Origin of the sequence: Pseudoalteromonas sp. S8-8, from assembly GCF_000497875.1 — a bacterium.
In the GTDB taxonomy this organism is placed as follows: Bacteria; Pseudomonadota; Gammaproteobacteria; order Enterobacterales; family Alteromonadaceae; genus Pseudoalteromonas; species Pseudoalteromonas arctica.
The window spans coordinates 73,088-88,614 of the sequence record NZ_AUTR01000051.1; the positions used below are offsets into that span (position 1 = coordinate 73,088).

General features: G+C 42.1%; 17 protein-coding genes. 3 read left to right on the forward strand and 14 right to left on the reverse strand.

The window, feature by feature from the left end; genetic code table 11:
• Window positions 1–4: 4 nt before the first annotated feature.
• Genes L659_RS0117240 through L659_RS0117275 form a run of 8 tightly spaced genes read right to left on the reverse strand, consistent with a single transcriptional unit; the run spans window position 5 to window position 5,737 of the window.
• A complete protein-coding gene (locus L659_RS0117240) occupies window positions 5–3,142 on the reverse strand; it encodes a replication endonuclease (protein ID WP_024591347.1) in 3,138 nt (1,045 codons plus the stop codon).
• A gap of 2 nt (window positions 3,143–3,144) precedes the next feature.
• Window positions 3,145–3,423 carry a hypothetical protein gene (locus L659_RS0117245; protein ID WP_024591348.1) on the reverse strand — a complete coding sequence of 93 codons (279 nt, stop codon included), beginning with the start codon at window positions 3,421–3,423 and terminating at the stop codon, window positions 3,145–3,147.
• A gap of 19 nt (window positions 3,424–3,442) precedes the next feature.
• Entirely contained in the window at window positions 3,443–3,757 is a 315-nt protein-coding gene (locus L659_RS0117250) for a hypothetical protein (RefSeq protein ID WP_024591349.1), read from the reverse strand.
• Complete coding sequence (locus tag L659_RS0117255) at window positions 3,757–4,356, reverse strand: DNA N-6-adenine-methyltransferase (protein ID WP_024591350.1); 600 nt, start codon at window positions 4,354–4,356, stop codon at window positions 3,757–3,759. Before L659_RS0117255 ends, L659_RS0117250 begins: the two co-directional genes overlap by 1 nt.
• 9 nt (window positions 4,357–4,365) lie before the next feature.
• Complete coding sequence (locus L659_RS0117260; protein WP_024591351.1) at window positions 4,366–4,761, reverse strand: hypothetical protein; 396 nt, start codon at window positions 4,759–4,761, stop codon at window positions 4,366–4,368.
• 1 nt (window position 4,762) lies between these two features.
• Window positions 4,763–5,035 carry a hypothetical protein gene (locus tag L659_RS0117265; RefSeq protein WP_002960066.1) on the reverse strand — a complete coding sequence of 91 codons (273 nt, stop codon included), beginning with the start codon at window positions 5,033–5,035 and terminating at the stop codon, window positions 4,763–4,765.
• A gap of 10 nt (window positions 5,036–5,045) precedes the next feature.
• Window positions 5,046–5,450, reverse strand: a complete 405-nt coding sequence (locus L659_RS0117270) for a hypothetical protein (RefSeq protein WP_024591352.1) — start codon at window positions 5,448–5,450, stop codon at window positions 5,046–5,048.
• Between the two features lie 11 nt (window positions 5,451–5,461).
• On the reverse strand, window positions 5,462–5,737 hold the full coding sequence (locus L659_RS0117275) for a helix-turn-helix transcriptional regulator (RefSeq protein WP_002960068.1): 276 nt from the start codon (window positions 5,735–5,737) through the stop codon (window positions 5,462–5,464).
• Between the two features lie 96 nt (window positions 5,738–5,833).
• Between L659_RS0117275 and L659_RS0117285 the strand changes: the two genes are divergently transcribed.
• Window positions 5,834–6,142, forward strand: a complete 309-nt coding sequence (locus L659_RS0117285) for a DUF1889 family protein (RefSeq protein ID WP_024591353.1) — start codon at window positions 5,834–5,836, stop codon at window positions 6,140–6,142.
• Here L659_RS0117285 and L659_RS0117290 read toward each other — a convergent pair.
• Entirely contained in the window at window positions 6,126–6,554 is a 429-nt protein-coding gene (locus L659_RS0117290) for a hypothetical protein (protein WP_024591354.1), read from the reverse strand. The genes L659_RS0117285 and L659_RS0117290 overlap by 17 nt on opposite strands.
• Window positions 6,551–6,769 carry a YdaS family helix-turn-helix protein gene (locus L659_RS0117295; protein WP_024591355.1) on the reverse strand — a complete coding sequence of 73 codons (219 nt, stop codon included), beginning with the start codon at window positions 6,767–6,769 and terminating at the stop codon, window positions 6,551–6,553. Before L659_RS0117295 ends, L659_RS0117290 begins: the two co-directional genes overlap by 4 nt.
• Window positions 6,770–6,920: 151 nt before the next feature.
• On the opposite strand from L659_RS0117295, the gene L659_RS1000000123530 reads away from it, so the two are divergent.
• Window positions 6,921–7,559, forward strand: a complete 639-nt coding sequence (locus tag L659_RS1000000123530; protein ID WP_024591356.1) for a LexA family protein — start codon at window positions 6,921–6,923, stop codon at window positions 7,557–7,559.
• Window positions 7,560–7,620: 61 nt separating this feature from the next.
• Here L659_RS1000000123530 and L659_RS1000000123275 read toward each other — a convergent pair whose 3' ends face one another.
• A complete protein-coding gene (locus L659_RS1000000123275; RefSeq protein ID WP_024591357.1) occupies window positions 7,621–8,880 on the reverse strand; it encodes a DUF4875 domain-containing protein in 1,260 nt (419 codons plus the stop codon).
• A 75-nt stretch (window positions 8,881–8,955) separates the two neighbouring features.
• Window positions 8,956–10,191 (reverse strand): tyrosine-type recombinase/integrase, encoded by a 1,236-nt coding sequence (locus L659_RS0117310; protein ID WP_024591358.1) that lies wholly within the window; start codon window positions 10,189–10,191, stop codon window positions 8,956–8,958.
• Between the two features lie 513 nt (window positions 10,192–10,704).
• On the opposite strand from L659_RS0117310, the gene fadE reads away from it, so the two are divergent.
• Complete coding sequence (gene fadE, locus L659_RS0117315) at window positions 10,705–13,161, forward strand: acyl-CoA dehydrogenase FadE (protein ID WP_007586946.1); 2,457 nt, start codon at window positions 10,705–10,707, stop codon at window positions 13,159–13,161.
• Window positions 13,162–13,166: 5 nt separating this feature from the next.
• Here the strand turns inward: fadE and L659_RS01000000123070 are convergent, their stop codons facing one another.
• Window positions 13,167–14,186, reverse strand: coding sequence for a DUF6136 family protein (locus L659_RS01000000123070; protein WP_231388452.1), 1,020 nt, complete (start codon window positions 14,184–14,186; stop codon window positions 13,167–13,169).
• Window positions 14,187–14,272: 86 nt separating this feature from the next.
• Window positions 14,273–14,863 (reverse strand): ATP-binding cassette domain-containing protein, encoded by a 591-nt coding sequence (locus tag L659_RS0117325; RefSeq protein ID WP_024591359.1) that lies wholly within the window; start codon window positions 14,861–14,863, stop codon window positions 14,273–14,275.
• Between the last annotated feature and the right edge of the window lie 664 nt (window positions 14,864–15,527).

Consider the following 15,527-nt stretch of genomic DNA (forward strand, 5'->3'; position numbering starts at 1 on the left):
TCTCCTACGCCATTAAGTCTAGTGCCCACCAATCATTACTACTGATTGCTGTGGCTTCGCCAGCTAGAACTAATCTAGCCAAATCTAAGTCGCCGATAATGTCGGCAGTGTATTTATTAAATTGGGTGTTTGATGGCGTGTTACGCCCGTCAAGCTCTGCATACATGTGCGCTAGGTCGTAAAGCTCTCGAGCATATGCATAATGTTTTTCTGTTGGGGTTGGCTTAATAGCCGATTTTGGCGCTTGCATGTTTAGTTGCTCAAAGCTGTGTAGCTCGCGCTCTTGCATGTAGTACACGCGGTTAGCTTTAATAACGTTGCCGCCTTGGTTTAACTGCTTCATTTGAGCGCCAGTAAACATATTTAATAGTTCGCCTTCTGGTTTGGCTGTTTGCTCGTCTACATTTGGAGTGTGTTTTTGGGCTTCGGTATTAGCTATATAGTCAATAGCGTGCTGGCGATGCTCTTTTTGCTGCGCTGATTCGTCCAGTACCACTAAATGGCCGTCTTTTATTAAGTAAATATGGCCGTTATTTCTAACCCGTTTACCCGCTAACAGATCCTTTTTAACGTTAATGATCTCTTTTGAAGTAAATCCGATCATGTCTAGCAATAATTCGTCTGTATGCCCTACAGCTAAAGGCGTACGATTATTCCCACTAGTCCAAGGTAGGTCAGCTACGCTGACGTTGTTGGCATCCTGCCCACCAATAACGGCGGTGTTTTCTGCTGCTGCTGTGCCTATAACTTGCTTAGACCAGGTATGAACGCGAGTAACAAGCGTGCAAAGGCCAAAGGTGTCTTCAACGCCCTTTAGAGTTTTAGTAAATTCTGCGTATTGATTGCCGTACTCGGTATGCTGGTAAGCGGGCTTAAAGCGCGCATCGCGGCCAATACCAAAGCCACCCATTAGCGCAACAAAGGTTTTAAAGTCGCCCTTGTCGGCCGCTTGGCGTATTTGCTCTAGCTGCTCGTTGCCTTGCACTTCTTCGCGCACTCGGCGCAGCTCGCGCCAAATAGTAATAGATGGCGACTTTTGGAACTGAAACTGCCTAATGCCCCATGTGCTAGCCCATGCTTTAACCGGGTTAACTGCTTGGGTTAGCTTTTCGCCTGTTTCTGCGTCGTACTCGTTTGCCAGTGCAAAGCCGTCAATATTCTTACTTACGTACTTAGCAACATAAGCCGCTGCGCCGCCTGTTTTTTTGCCATCTTTGCCAATTTGCGCAGGTAGCATTTTTATAGCGGTGTAGCGTGGGCTGCTCGGAAAGTAGTTTTTAACCGGCGCACGGGTGTACACCTTTTTAGATTTATTTAAACCCCAAATACGGCGCGCCTTTGTGTAGCGTGCGCGTAATGCTTTGCGGTTTTTAAAGCGCTGAAAAAATACCTCACGGTCGTCGCGGGTAAAATAACGGCGCAATAAATGATTAACTTGGTCGTAGTGACGCGCTGGCATCCACAAAAGCATGTGCCAGTGTGTGCAGCCGTCGGCGTGCGGTTCTGCTACGCGTATACCAAAATACGGTATTTCAAGGCGGTCTAATTTAGCGCGCGCTTGCGAATACAGCTTATTTAAATATAGGCTAGCGTCTTTTGGGGTTGACCCATCCCACGTAGGTGAGTTTGCATGAAAACGGCTAGGCGCAGTAATGTTATAAAAACCGCCCGTATAACCCATTTCGTCGGCTAATTCTTCGGTTTCGCGAATACGTAGCATTAGCTCGTTACGCATATTTTCGGGGTTAGCAACACCTGCCTCAACCGCTTTCATTAGCGATATAACATCGCTTTGCTCGTTTACTAATTCTAGGCTTTCTAGGTAACGCTTGCCGCGCTCTTGGTTGGTGGTGTATTCGGCCACTGCTTGTTTTGAGCAATAGGCGCTAATACCACGGCGCTCTGTTTTTTTATTGCCTTTTTTATCTGTGCTGTTAAATAAATCGCGGCCCACTTCGCCCGTTGCAATTTCTAGGTGCTCTAGGTAGCGGCTGCGAATAGTTTTAAGCTTGCGCGACCACCATTTGTGACACTGCGCTTTTAAAAGTGCTACTTCGGCATCCGGCACGGTTAGGTAAATACCCTTTTCGGCAAACTGTAATTGCACGCTAAATTGTGCGGCAAACTCGTTTACTTTTTCGTGTATGTCGGTTGCATCCCATGTTGGCTGCTCTTTAGCTAAATCATTTATCATTTCGGCCGTTTGCATAGCCAGCACATTGCCGTGCTTTTTGGTTTTGTCGGCATTGGCTAAAATGTGCCATGGCAATGGCATATTACTAACAATTTGCTCAAGTATTTTTAGGCGGGGTTGTAGCGTTGTAATTGTGCGACGCAACCAGTCGTTTGCAGTAATTTGCTTGCGCACTTCGGCTACTGTAATTACTTGCTTTTTATTCGCTGTTTTTTTATCGCTAAAGTCGTAGTTTTTACGGCTCGCAATTATTAGCCTTTCGTTGTACTGCTCTTGCGTTTCGCCTTTGGCTTTACCCGTGTTTTTAATGTGGGTGTATTTATCAATATAACGTTTAGCAACACGCATTTGTAACGGCTTAGGCACGCCAGCTAGGCACTTATAAACATAAGCAACTTGCTCTGCATCATCAATAGCCGCAATAACCGACATAGCCGACTTAGTGACCTGATCGCCATCCGCCTGCTGTAAATTCTTTGCGGCTACAGGTTGGGGCTTTTTTGCGTCGCGCTGCTTTTGTGCAAACTCCATGTTTTTAGCAGTTTGGCGTACAAAGCTAGCCTGTATGCTGGGTGCACGTTTGCTTTCTACAATGTCTTTTACAATGTAATTATGAATATTGTTGTTATGTACTTTTTTAAGCGCGGCTTTTGCGGGTGCACTTATTTTTAAGTTGGTTACATCAATGCGGTGCTCTGCATTTTTAAGCGCATTATAAAGCCAAATGTGGGCTTGCTCACTTGGGTTTATAGGCTCGTCTTTATACCAGGCGTTGCTTGGTGGGGTAATTTTGGCAAGGTATTGCTTAGCCATTTTATATTGACTGTACGCAGTAAAACGGCCAAGGCCGCTTATTAAAAAATCTCTGTGTTCAATGTCGTCAACGGCTTTAACCATAGTTAAAACCGCTGTTACAACATCAAAGCTTACAACGGGCCACATGCTCATTGTTACAGCTCTACTTCCATTGGCTCACCACCAATTTGCACAGCATTTAATGCAATGCTCATTTGGCTGTAAACGCCTTCAAAATTAACGTCGTCGTCTGCAATCATTTTTATGATAGGTAGCAAGTCGGTTAGCGTGTCTTCGCACTGCATTAACATGCCAATAGTGCTGCGTTTGTTTAAATTTCTAATTGCAAAATTAACTTGCTCAATAGCGTGTAAAACAATGCTAAGTAGTAATTGCTTATTTTTAGGCATAGCTTGGTCTTTGATAGCGTTCATTTTTTAGTGTCCTTGGGGGTTAAAATGGAATGTCGTTTAAAAATTCGGTTAGGTCTGGCTCGTCAGGGCTTACTGGGTCGATGTTGTGGTATGCATCTAAAAGCCTTACATCGTTATCAAGCTGAATATCAAACTCAGTCATTGAATATGCGTACCAGCTATTTGAGCTATAACGACCAAGCGCATTTATGCGCTTTGCAATTTTTGGCGCGTACTTTTTTAAGTCGCATAATGCATTTACCGCTTTTTGAAAATCACACTTTGCTATATCGCGCTCTTTTCTGTGTGCGTTGTAATAGCTAAGTGCGGCTTTTGCTTTTGGATGTAGTTTCATTACTTCACTGCTCCAAGCGCTGAGAATATGGCGCGGAACTCGTCTGCTCTATCGCCAAGGTAAGTAATAAAACAGCCTTTTGGTGCGCCCTTTTTTACGTTGCCTTGCGCATCGTTAAAGTGTGTTCGGCCATCAATAAAGCAGCTTAAACCTGCGTTTAATAACTTTTGGCACCATGCTTCTGAGCTATTAACAAAAGTGATGTTCATTGCTTCTTTAAAGTTACCTAGCTCAAATTGCTCTAAGTAGTAGTCAACCCAATCGCCATTACTGGCTATATCTTCGGTAATGCAGTGGCCGCGATATTTGTGGTAGCTCGGGTCGTTACATGTTTTTTTTACGCATTTTGATTTGCAGGCCAATTCACCTTTATTAAATGGGTGATTTAACCAAACCGTTTCGCCTATCCAATTTTGTGTTAATGCATCATCTTCTTTAGTGAAGTAATACGCCGCCTTTACTGACTTATTGGCAATGGCATTACTTGCAGGATCTAAATCAATAACTGGGAACATTTGGTGTACATACTTCAGCACCACTTCTGGTGTGTAGTACTCAACATTGCCACTGTCTTGGTTTATTAGCTGGTCGGGAGTCATAGCTAATCCTTAGTGTGTTTGTGAATCAGTTTTTGACTGTTCAACTAAATGCGGAACAACATCAAACTTAGGCGGAGTTCTTTCAAAGTTTTCGCGGCCAAGTACGTTTGCGTCGGTAAAAGCGGCAACAATGTCTTGCAGTGCTAAAATGCCTTTACGTACTGCATCACGCTCTTGCAAATTAAATTGATAAAAGCTCATTTCTATATGGCGTTGTTTAAGCCCCGCAGCAATACACACTAATTTTCGTTGTTGATCAGTTAAAACGGCATTGAATAAATAACCAGGTGTGCGCGTTCTATCGCTCATTAATGCTTTTATTTCGGCTAAGCCTTTTGGTATGTGGCGGCCAGTTACTGCTTTTAGTGGCGCTTGGCTTGGGTAGTTAATAGCTGTGTTTGCCATGTTAATTAACTCCTTGCTGACTGCGTGTTGCTGCATTTAGGTAATTAGTTGCTTGTGTTTTTAACCAGTAAACTGCTTTTTGTATTGTTTGGTACTCGTCGCCATTGCAATAAACTGGCAAATCAAAATCACCAACACGCGCTTGAAACACTGGGTCAAAACCAAACACCGCTTTGCGGGTAGTAATTTTGCAGCTCAATAAATAGCGGCATTGCTCTGCTAATGTTTTAAAGCTGCTTAACGTTTCTCTGCTAAATACTTGGTATGTGCTCATTGCCCTGCTCCTAATTAACTAAAATTGTTTCAATACGCTTGCTAATTGCGTACTCGCACACCTTCGGGCAGTCATCAACCCAAAGCGTAATTTGCGGCAGATGGCTATCTATAAATTTCTTCTTGTATTCAAATGGTGGCGTTTCGTCTTTTGCAGCCCTTTCTATAATTGCATTAGGCTTAAGGCCGTGTTTATCGCACCATGCTTGTGTTCCAAATTGGGAGCTGGTCACAATCACAGGTGACTTGCTGTTTTTAAAAATCTCTGCATTTGACGCTATCAATGTGCCATTCGCGTTAACAAACCTTTGCCACTTATGCCACGCTCTATTTTTAAGTTTTAAAGCGCCTTTTGGGGCAAGTCTGCCGCTCCCTCTAATGCTTCTAAGCGTGCCATCTAAATCAAAAACCTCCATTTTCCCTGCTCCTAGTTGTTTACTTGTTTGTTGCCGTAAATTTCCTGAAACTTCTCGCTGCCTAAACGCATAAACTCTTCAATATCTGCTTCAAGCCATACAACACGGCCGCTCGATATTTTATGTGTTTTAGGAAACTGCCCTTTATCCATCAACCGGTATAACGATGTGCGGTGCATGCCGCACTTTTGCGCCACGTCTGCAGGGCGTAAATAGCGGTCGTTAATTGTTACCACCTCACCACGTACATTGCGGCGGTAATGATCTGCTGCGATTAACTGGCTCATGCTGCATCTTCCTTTTGTATTTCTATAAAATCCCTCTCTGTTTTGGTATGTTGCAAGTGCGAAATATTCACAAACCAAAACAAAGAGGAAAAACTCATGTCAAACCCAATCTTGAGCGACTGCATAAAAGCGCTTTCAGGCAGTCTTACACCTGCAAATGGGCTCACCCATCCAGTTGACGACTCAAAAGCAAAATGCTTATTTAAAGCGCTCCACAAAAAAGGCATTGCCTTAAGTGAAGATGAAGTACTTTTACTGGCTATCGAAAACAACTGGCCTGAAAAACACGCCAAAAAGCTAGCCGACATAGCGCAACGCATTAACGATGGACGGCGTGTTAAAATTGACCGCTCAACAAGCTGGGGTGAAACCACCTTAGAAAAAGCCATTAAAAATCATCCTTAAAACGTGACTCGAACGGGTCAAAGTCATCTTCCATCCAACGAACGGCTAACGTAAGTAGGCTATAAAGCGCAGTTTCTGCGGCAGCAATATCAACGTTTAACTGCGCTTTATATTCTGTCGCTGCTAGTGCTGCCTTATCTACTGTTGTTAACTCGCCATTAGTTTTTTTACTAAGCACGCTTGGCATATCAGATGCTAACCGCCCACCTATAAAACCAAGTAACTGCTGTTTAAATCCGTCTACACCACCATGACACGCAGCAAAGTAGGTGCTAATTAGGGCTCTGTGGTAATCAAGCGCGGCCATACATACTTTTTCTGACGCAGTAAAACGCTCGTCTTCGCGCAATGCTTCTTCTCTAACGCTAATATCCATTACATCAATTGGGTCTACTTCAATTTCAGTGCTCATGCTGCATCTTCCTTGTCGGTTTTAACGTGGTCGGCTAGTAACTCTGCTACCGTTACTTGGCCGTTTGTTAGTTCTGAAATACGGGTAATGTATTTCGCTGGGGCTTGGGCATGGCGGTTAAGCCAGTACCAGATAATGTTTTGCTTTGTGTTTAATAACTTGGCGGCTTTTGTCTGACCACCAATTATTTCTATCGCTCTTTCTACGGCGCTCATATTTCCTCCAAGCTCTATTTATCAAGTAAACCGATAATAGACATCAGTTTAACCGATGTCAATATCGATTTAACTGATTAGACAAAATAAAATAAAAAGCAGATAATCAATTTTTATCACTTTAAGCGATTTTAATGCTAGGGATTTACAAATGGATTTAGGTAAAAGAGTAGAAAAAAGACGTATTCAGTTAGGGATGACACAAGCGCAATTAGGCCTAATAGCAGGTTTTGCACAAAACTCTATTCATAATATTGAATCTGGAGAAACAAAGCGCCCTCGCAAAATAGATGCACTTGCGGAAGCTCTAAATTGCACTCCAGAATATTTGCTGTTTGGAATTGGTGACACTCACAGTAGTGAAAAAAACATCAATAACAACGTTTCGCCAGGGCCTGATATTAAATCGACTGTGCCGCTTATTAGCTGGGTGCAAGCTGGGGCATGGAGTGAAATAAACGAGATACGCGAATTCGATGCTGAACGCTTTATGTGTCCGGTTAATTCCAGCAACAAAACGTTTGCCCTGCGGGTGCAAGGCGTAAGCATGGAACCTAAGTTTTATGAGGGCGATTTAATATTTGTAGACCCTGAAGCTGAGTGCATACATGGTTCGTACGTAGTTGCGCGCCTAGACGATGACAACCACGCCACGTTTAAGCAGCTAATAATTGAAAACGGCCAAAAGTTTTTAAAAGCCGCTAACCCTAACTGGCCTGAGCAACTAATAGCAATAAACGGCAATTGCACCTTAGTTGGAAAAGTAATATTTACGGGCAAGTCGCTTTAGTTTACTAAATTACAGGCACAAAAAAGCCCGCTAAGTGCGGGCTGTTTTTAATTGCTATGTGTTATTTAGCCCATCCAGATGCGACTACTGCTACAGCCATGGCCTCGCTAACTAGTGGGTTTTCCCCTGTTTTTTGTGGGCTGTCTTTTAGCCCTATATTCATACCCTCTGCAAGCGCAACTGCAAACTGCTTTACATCTTCTTTGGTGTTGATGCTGGCCGCTATTGCCGCGTTAAGCCTGCCTGTTTGCTTTAAGTGCGCTACATAGTCAGCGCAAACCGATACTTGTTGCTTGTAAGTTGCTTTATGCCATTCAGCCGCTCTTTTATCAATCAAGCCTGAATTGCCTGGCTCATACCAGCTAGGGTTGTTTCTTTCTGGCTCTTCCAGTGCTGTGCTTTTAATCATCACAGCATTAATTTTATTTATGCCTTTTAGCTCGTCTTCGCTAATATTTATTAACATTCCTGTGTAAGGCGTTTTAGTATCGCCAATTGCTATGCCAAGTTTTTTAGCAATAACAGCTGTCATTTTAGCCTCATCCTCTAGGTCCAAGTACCCTTTACTGCCTCGGTATTGCCCCTTTAACTTTTCCCACTCCCTAAGCACATCTATTTGTAAGGCTGGAACTTGCGCATCTGAAACCTCTATTTTAAACTTTTCTCCTGTACAGTCTTTACCACTAGCTCCACAGCCGTCTGGTGCATAGTCTGCCATTGCTAATACGTTACCTTGTTGATAGCTAAAGCTAGCAACCTCAAGTGTTGCATCCGTAAAGTCTGCTTTTGTTCTTTTTTGCAGGTCAATTGCCGCTTGCTTTACTACTGCTGCGCGCTCCAATTTTGTTTTTGCTTCTGGGGCATATACAAATACTCCCAACCTATCTCGGCCATTAAAGCTAAAATCGCGCTCACCTATTACTGTATAGTTAATGGTTTTAACCTTATTTGCAGCGCGCTCCTTTGCTAGCTTGCGGTCGTCCATTTCTTTTTTAATTCTTGCTTGCTGAGCTTGTTTTATTTTTTCAGTTTTTGCCTGCTCAGCCTTGGCCGCCTTTTGCTCTGGCGTAAGTGGCGGGGGCGGCGCAGCAAATGCCACCGCAATAAATAACAACACAATACCCGCTATTACCGCCTTGCCTTGGGTAAGCTCCACCTTGCCTTTTGTGGCTGCGTTTATTTTGATTAGCAATGGCGGCAAGCATATAGCTGTAGCCAGCAATAAAATTAACCCGGTAATTACATCGCCAGTAAACAAGCTACTTATGCCGCTAATTAAAAAGCTCACTCCAAAAAACCAACCTAGTACTTTTAATATCATGCCTTATCCTTATATTTTCCATAATGTTGCAAAGCCCACATATTAAGACAGCGTTAATATTAAAACAAGCCGACGCTATTCAGTCGCTTTTTTAATAAACCCCTCCCACACTTCTATGCTTTCTCGCTTTTCGGTCATGTAGTCGTAGCGGTCGTAGTGCACGCTTGATACGTCAAATTTGTGGTGCTGCTGCAGTATGTCGCGGTTGGTTTTATTTATGCCTGCTTTGCCCATGAGTGTTTTACATGTGCGGCGCAGGTCGCGGGGGTTAAATGGCTTTACGCTGTGCTTTTCACACCAACGCAATATTGCCATACGTATTGTTGATACATGCGCGGTGGCTGTTGGGTTGTCGCGATGTGGAAACATTTGCCCAGCGCTACCCTGTTGTTGCATGAGTTCTTGAATAATGGGTATGGCTAAATTAGACAGCGGCACTATGTGATCGCCCCGCTGCTTTATTTTTATGCGTGATGCGGGAATGGTAAATGTTTTATTTTTAATGTCGTATTCGCTGGCGCGGGATGCGTAAACTTCGTTTATGCGCTGGCCGCCAAGGCATAATGCCAGCTTTATGTATTGCTGGGTGTAATAAGGTAGGTCTTCTGCGTGCCATACTTTTTTTATTTCGTCTTCGCTTAGCCAGCGGTCGCCGGTGTTTTTTGGCGTTTCAAAATTAATGTCTCTTATGAAGTTGGCTTTAATGTCGTAAAGGCTGGGCTTTTTATATTGCTCTGGCGAGTTATCGAAATCGATTGCGTATTTTAATATGCTCATTAGTACGCTGCGAACCAGTCGCGCTTGCTCTTTAGCGCCGCGATTGTAAACACGGTAAATAATGTCGCGGGCCATATCTATTGTGAACTCGTCGGGCATTAAATCGGGCGCTATAAACGGGGTGAGGTTTCGCTTTATTAGCTTTTCGGTGCGGTCGATTGTTGATGCTGCCCAGCGAGTGCTTATGTATACGTTAAAATCATCAAGCATTTGATGCATTGTTTTTTTAGCTGCTGATTCAAACTTGGCTTTTTGGTTTTGTAAGCGGTGCTCTTGGGGGTCGGTATCGTCGCTTAGCAATGCTGATATTTTTGCATGCTTACTGCGCGCCGTTTTTAGGTCAACAATTGGGTAGTTGCCAAGGCCTATCACTTTACGCTTGCCGTTTATATGATATTGAACGCGAAACGTTTTAGCGCCCGATTCACTAACTCTTATTTGCAAGCGCCCCTCGCCATAATTACCCGACTCGGTTAATACATAGCGCTTTTCTTTTGCTTTAAGTGCTTTTATTGATTTGTCTGTAAAGTTCATCTTTGCTCGTTTAAAACTGTGACCACAACACGGGTCACAGTTTTGGTATCAGTTTAGCTTAAGATAACAATAACAGAATGAGACAGAATAAACAGCTTTAGCCGTTGTATTTTGCCAACTGGCGGGGCTTTGCTACGGGTTGATACAGCATGAAGCTTAGAAAACGGACATGCCAAGTAATTCACACATTAATAAAATAACCCTTAAAAACCATACATTAAAATAAATAGCGTTATATTTGTGTATTAAGCGTACACTAATTTGCAGCCCGCTTTAACGGCTATACTTACTTAAAAAGTGTCATTTTGCTATTAGATTTATTTATTTTTACGTTAACACTACTTACGGTTAATGCTTTGACTATACGATAGTTATTGTGCGTTCCTCTGTCGGGTAATTAAATATCGTATTTAAGTTACTTTCTACTACAATTTAACATCGTTATGTACTTGAAAATTACTGTTACTAGCGCTACTCTAAGTGAGGTGGTCTGACCTCTATTAAGGAATAAAAATGACACTCATATTTACACTGGTTCTAATCGCGTTGCTTTGCACTGCGGTTTACCACAGAGCAAGTTGGAACACAGCACTTGGTGTTTCGGCTATAACTTTATTAATTGGTACCTTTGCAGGTGCTTTTGGTTTAATTAGCTGGTTGATCTTTTTGATCATCGCGGTTCCTCTTTCTGTTACTGGCCTTCGTCAGCAATATATCATCAAGCCTATTTTTGCTACGTTTAAAAAAGTAACGCCAAGCATGTCTGATACTGAAAAATCAGCTATTGATGCCGGTACGACGTGGTGGGAAGCTGACTTATTTTGCGGTAACCCAGATTGGAAAAAACTTCACCAATACCCAGTTCCTAAACTTACTATTGAAGAGCAAGCCTTTGTTGATGGCCCTGTTGAAGTAGTATGTAGCATGTTGGATGATTGGGAAGCAACGCACGAACTAACCGACCTTCCTCAAGATGTATGGCAATATCTAAAAGATAATAAATTCTTTGCCATGATCATCAAAAAAGAATACGGCGGTTTAGAGTTTTCTGCATTTGCACAGTCTTGTGTACTTCAAAAACTAACAAGTAAATCAACATTACTTTCGTCAATTGTTGGTGTACCGAACTCTTTAGGCCCAGGTGAATTATTACAACACTATGGTACAAAAGAGCAAAAAGATCATTACTTACCGCGCCTAGCGAGCGGTCAAGAAATTCCATGTTTTGCGTTAACTTCGCCAGAAGCGGGTTCTGATGCAAGCTCAATTCCAGACTACGGTGTGGTATGTAAAGGGCAATGGAATGGTGAAGAGGTTGTGGGTGTTAGTTTAACGTGGAATAAGCGTTACATTACACTTGCCCCAGTGGCTACCGTACTTGGACTTGCGTTTAAATTACAAGATCCAGACGGCCTAATTGGCGACAATAAAGAGCCAGGCATCACCTGTGCACTTATTCCAACGGATACTCCTGGAGTTGAAATTGGTCGTCGACATTTCCCGCTTAACGTACCATTTCAAAATGGTCCTACTCGCGGTAAAGACATTTTCGTACCACTTGATTATATTATTGGTGGTCCAGATATGGCTGGTCAAGGCTGGCGCATGTTGGTTGAATGTTTATCGGTTGGTCGTGCAATTACATTGCCGTCAAACTCTGCCGGTGGCATTAAAATGATTGCTATTGCGACAGGTGCTTATAGCCGCATTCGTCGTCAGTTCCGTTTACCTATAGGTAAAATGGAAGGTGTTGAAGAGTCACTAGCTAAATTAGCTGGTTACGCTTACAGCTCTGATGCTGCGGTTAGTATGTCTACGGGTGCTGTTGATTTAGGCGAAAAGCCATCTGTTGTTTCTGCCATTATTAAATACCACCTGACAGAGCAAATGCGTGATGCAACTATTCATGCAATGGATGTACTTGGCGGTAAGGGCATCATGCTTGGGCCAAATAACTATTTAGGTCGTGGCTATCAAGGTGCACCTATTGCCATTACCGTTGAAGGTGCAAACATCTTGACCCGTAATATGATTATTTATGGTCAAGGTGCTATTCGCTGTCATCCATTTGTACTTACCGAACTAGGTGCGTGCGAAATTGAAGACCGCGAAGAAGCGCTTAACGTATTTGATAAAGCGCTAATGGGTCACATTGGTTTTACTATGTCGAACCTTGTACGTACTAAGTGGCTTGCTCTTACCGGCGCTCGTTTTACAAGTGTGCCGTACAACGACGAAACCGCTGAGTTTTACCGTATAGCGTCACGCTTTAGTGCATCACTTGCTCTTATGTCTGACATTAGCATGGCAGTATTTGGTGGTTCACTAAAACGTAAAGAACGTATTTCAGCACGTTTAGGTGACTTACTTAGTTACTTATACTTAGTGTCTGCAACGCTTAAGCGTTACAACGATGAAGGCCGTAAAAAAGAAGATTTTGCTCTAGTAAAATGGAGTTGCCAAGATCACCTTTACCATTGCCAACGTGCACTTGCTGATTTAATTAATAACATGCCTTCGGCTCCACTACGCGCCGTGTTAAAAGTATTATTATTCCCGTTTGGTCGCCCGGTTCGTAAGCCAACTGACCAACTTGAGCATAAACTTGCGCAACTACTACAAGTACCTAGTGAAACGCGTAACCGTTTAGCAAGCTATGTATACTTAACAAATGAGCCGCTTAACCTAGTAGGTCGTCAAGAGCAAACGCTTAAAGACGTACTTGCTGTTGAGCCATTATTTGACCGTGTATGTAAAGAAAAAGGTCTTAAACTGCCATTCTTCCAGCTTGATAAAGTAGCGCAAATGGGGCTTGAAGCAGGCATATTAAGCCAAGCAGAGGCTGATAAACTAGCTGCTGTTGAGCAATCTCGTTTAGATGTTATTAACGTTGATGACTTTGACCCTGCTGACTTACTTGCAGGCAAAGCCGCACGTAATAGCGTTAAAAAAGAAGCTGATGCTGCTTAACTAATTTAGTAAAGCAAGCACCCCAGCTGTAAAAAAATCCAAACCAGCGCATAATGCGCTGGTTTTTTTTGTGCAAAATTAACCTGCAACAAACACCACGGTAAACCTAAACTCAACAAAATAATGTTTAATCTCTCAAACGTAATGCTGTAAGTTACAAAGGTCGCTAAAAACAACAGCATACTAGGTATAAACTGGCTAATATAAAACGTCCGTGCTTTTTGGCATGTATTAAAAAAAAAGCGATATTGTGCATAAATTTTAGCGCAATCAAATTGTAATGAGCTGCAAAATAATACAATAAAAGCCATCGCCACAGCATCAAGTATATTAACGAGATCAGCACGCTCAGCGACTAACGTAGTCGAGGCCATAAACACACATAAAAGTAACGACATACGCCATACCAGTGTCCAGCTGTGATTTATAAAGTAGCAAAACCAAAAACCAAACAGTGACCGAACACTAACACGCCCATTTATATTAACTCTAGGTATAAGCAAGCTAATGCTAAAGATGATTGAAAAACCAATATGATAAATAAGCGGCGGTATGTTGATGGGAGTGAATAAAAAAAGGCCGCTTAACATAAAACCATAAACTAGTGCGCTAGGTTTGTATAAACACACAATGCCTAATCCTAACTGAATAAACATAAATACTATAAAATGCGGCACCTTTAACCACTGTTCAAAGGTAAGATCAAGCGCTATCAACAAACTAGCGATAAGCCAGCCATTGCTGATAAATAACAATTTAATATCGGCAAGGTGAAGCCAGCTAGAGTGAGCCATCGTAAGTTGAAACAGCCGTTGGTTACTATTTTTAATCGCCAGTTTCATTGCGCTTATCATCACGCTTTGCAATAACAAGTAAAATAGTGCCATTTGCGCGCCATATAAAGGCGTATCTGCACTATCTATAATTTTCCCTAAGCCTAAAAAAAGCAATAATACAAAACCAAGAGCGGATGATCCCAACACCACTAAAAATAACAAACCAAATTTTTTTAGCTGTTGAAGCAATTGCTTAAGCTCAAACGTGTACGCTAAATACCGCTAACCTATAAACGCGAGATACTGATTAAGTTTGCTTTTTATGCTTATGATACTCATAGCGAGACACACTTAAAACCATGCTCAATAAACACAGCGGGCTCATGGCAAGTAATGATAATTTGCCCATTGGGTTTGTCAGCCAAATAAGCATCGAGTTGGCTTAAAAGAGTGTGAATACTGGTTTGATCGAGCGCAGCACTTGGCTCATCTAATAATAAATAAGGTGATTTACGCATTAATGCTAAAATTAGCTGGCATTTTTTTTGATTGCCCGACGACCGTGCTTCGAATCGCGTATTTAAAAATGCATTAAAGTTAAACCCGTTAACCAGCGAATGGGGCCAATCGCAACCTAATGTGTTAACAGATAAATCAATAATTTGATTTGCAGTTAAAAAATCTGGTAAAGCAATACGGTCACTGGCAATTGCTACGGTTTTTGTTGGAGTGTTCAATCGGCTACCAGCAAATAAAAGTGAACCACTTTGCGGCTTTTCAAGTCCTGCTAGCATCATCAGTAATGTCGTTTTTCCTTGGCCGTTAGGCGCTTCAATACACCCCTTTTGATCTGAAAAAACTTTGTTGTAATCCTTGAAAACAACATTGCCTGAAAATTGCTTATTTAAGCTTATGACTTCAATCATAAAATATCCCTCTAAACTGACTATTCATTATAAGAATTCTGTTATGAGAAACAACTAATACCAATTCGCTTAATTAAGTGATCTATTTTGAGGATGGAGAAACGTGTTGATAGCTAGGCAAAAAATTCGCTATTTAGTTTTTCTCGGCAATTGCTCCTGCATTGCTCTACCTTCTGCATCCATGCAGTCGTAAATGAGAATTTTTTAACACAGGTAGCGACACGTTTAGCCCCGCAAAATGATTAAGTATTATTGCGGATTGGTATAATGATTGGAGTGGTACTGTAGCTCACACTGCATACCACCCATGAAAAAATTAAGGTTGTTAAAATCGCTGAAATAGCTTCTGGCACGAGTAAATACTTTAACTAGCCGTTATACCCGATAAGAGCTAATTACGTCATGTGTGACACCATGGGGCAATTTAAGACTGGAGCGGTATTCAGTGCTAAGTGTTTAACTATTCATGGAGATAGAAGAAGATGAATATTTAGGAATAAGAGAAATATTAGTAAGGTAATATTAAAAAGTCGAGTTTTTAGCTGATAGCCAAAGAATGTTTTACTAAATTATTTAATCAAGGATTTTATAAACTTGTTATTGAGGAAATAACAAGTGGCGGAGTGGACGGGACTCGAACCCGCGACCCCCGGCGTGACAGGCC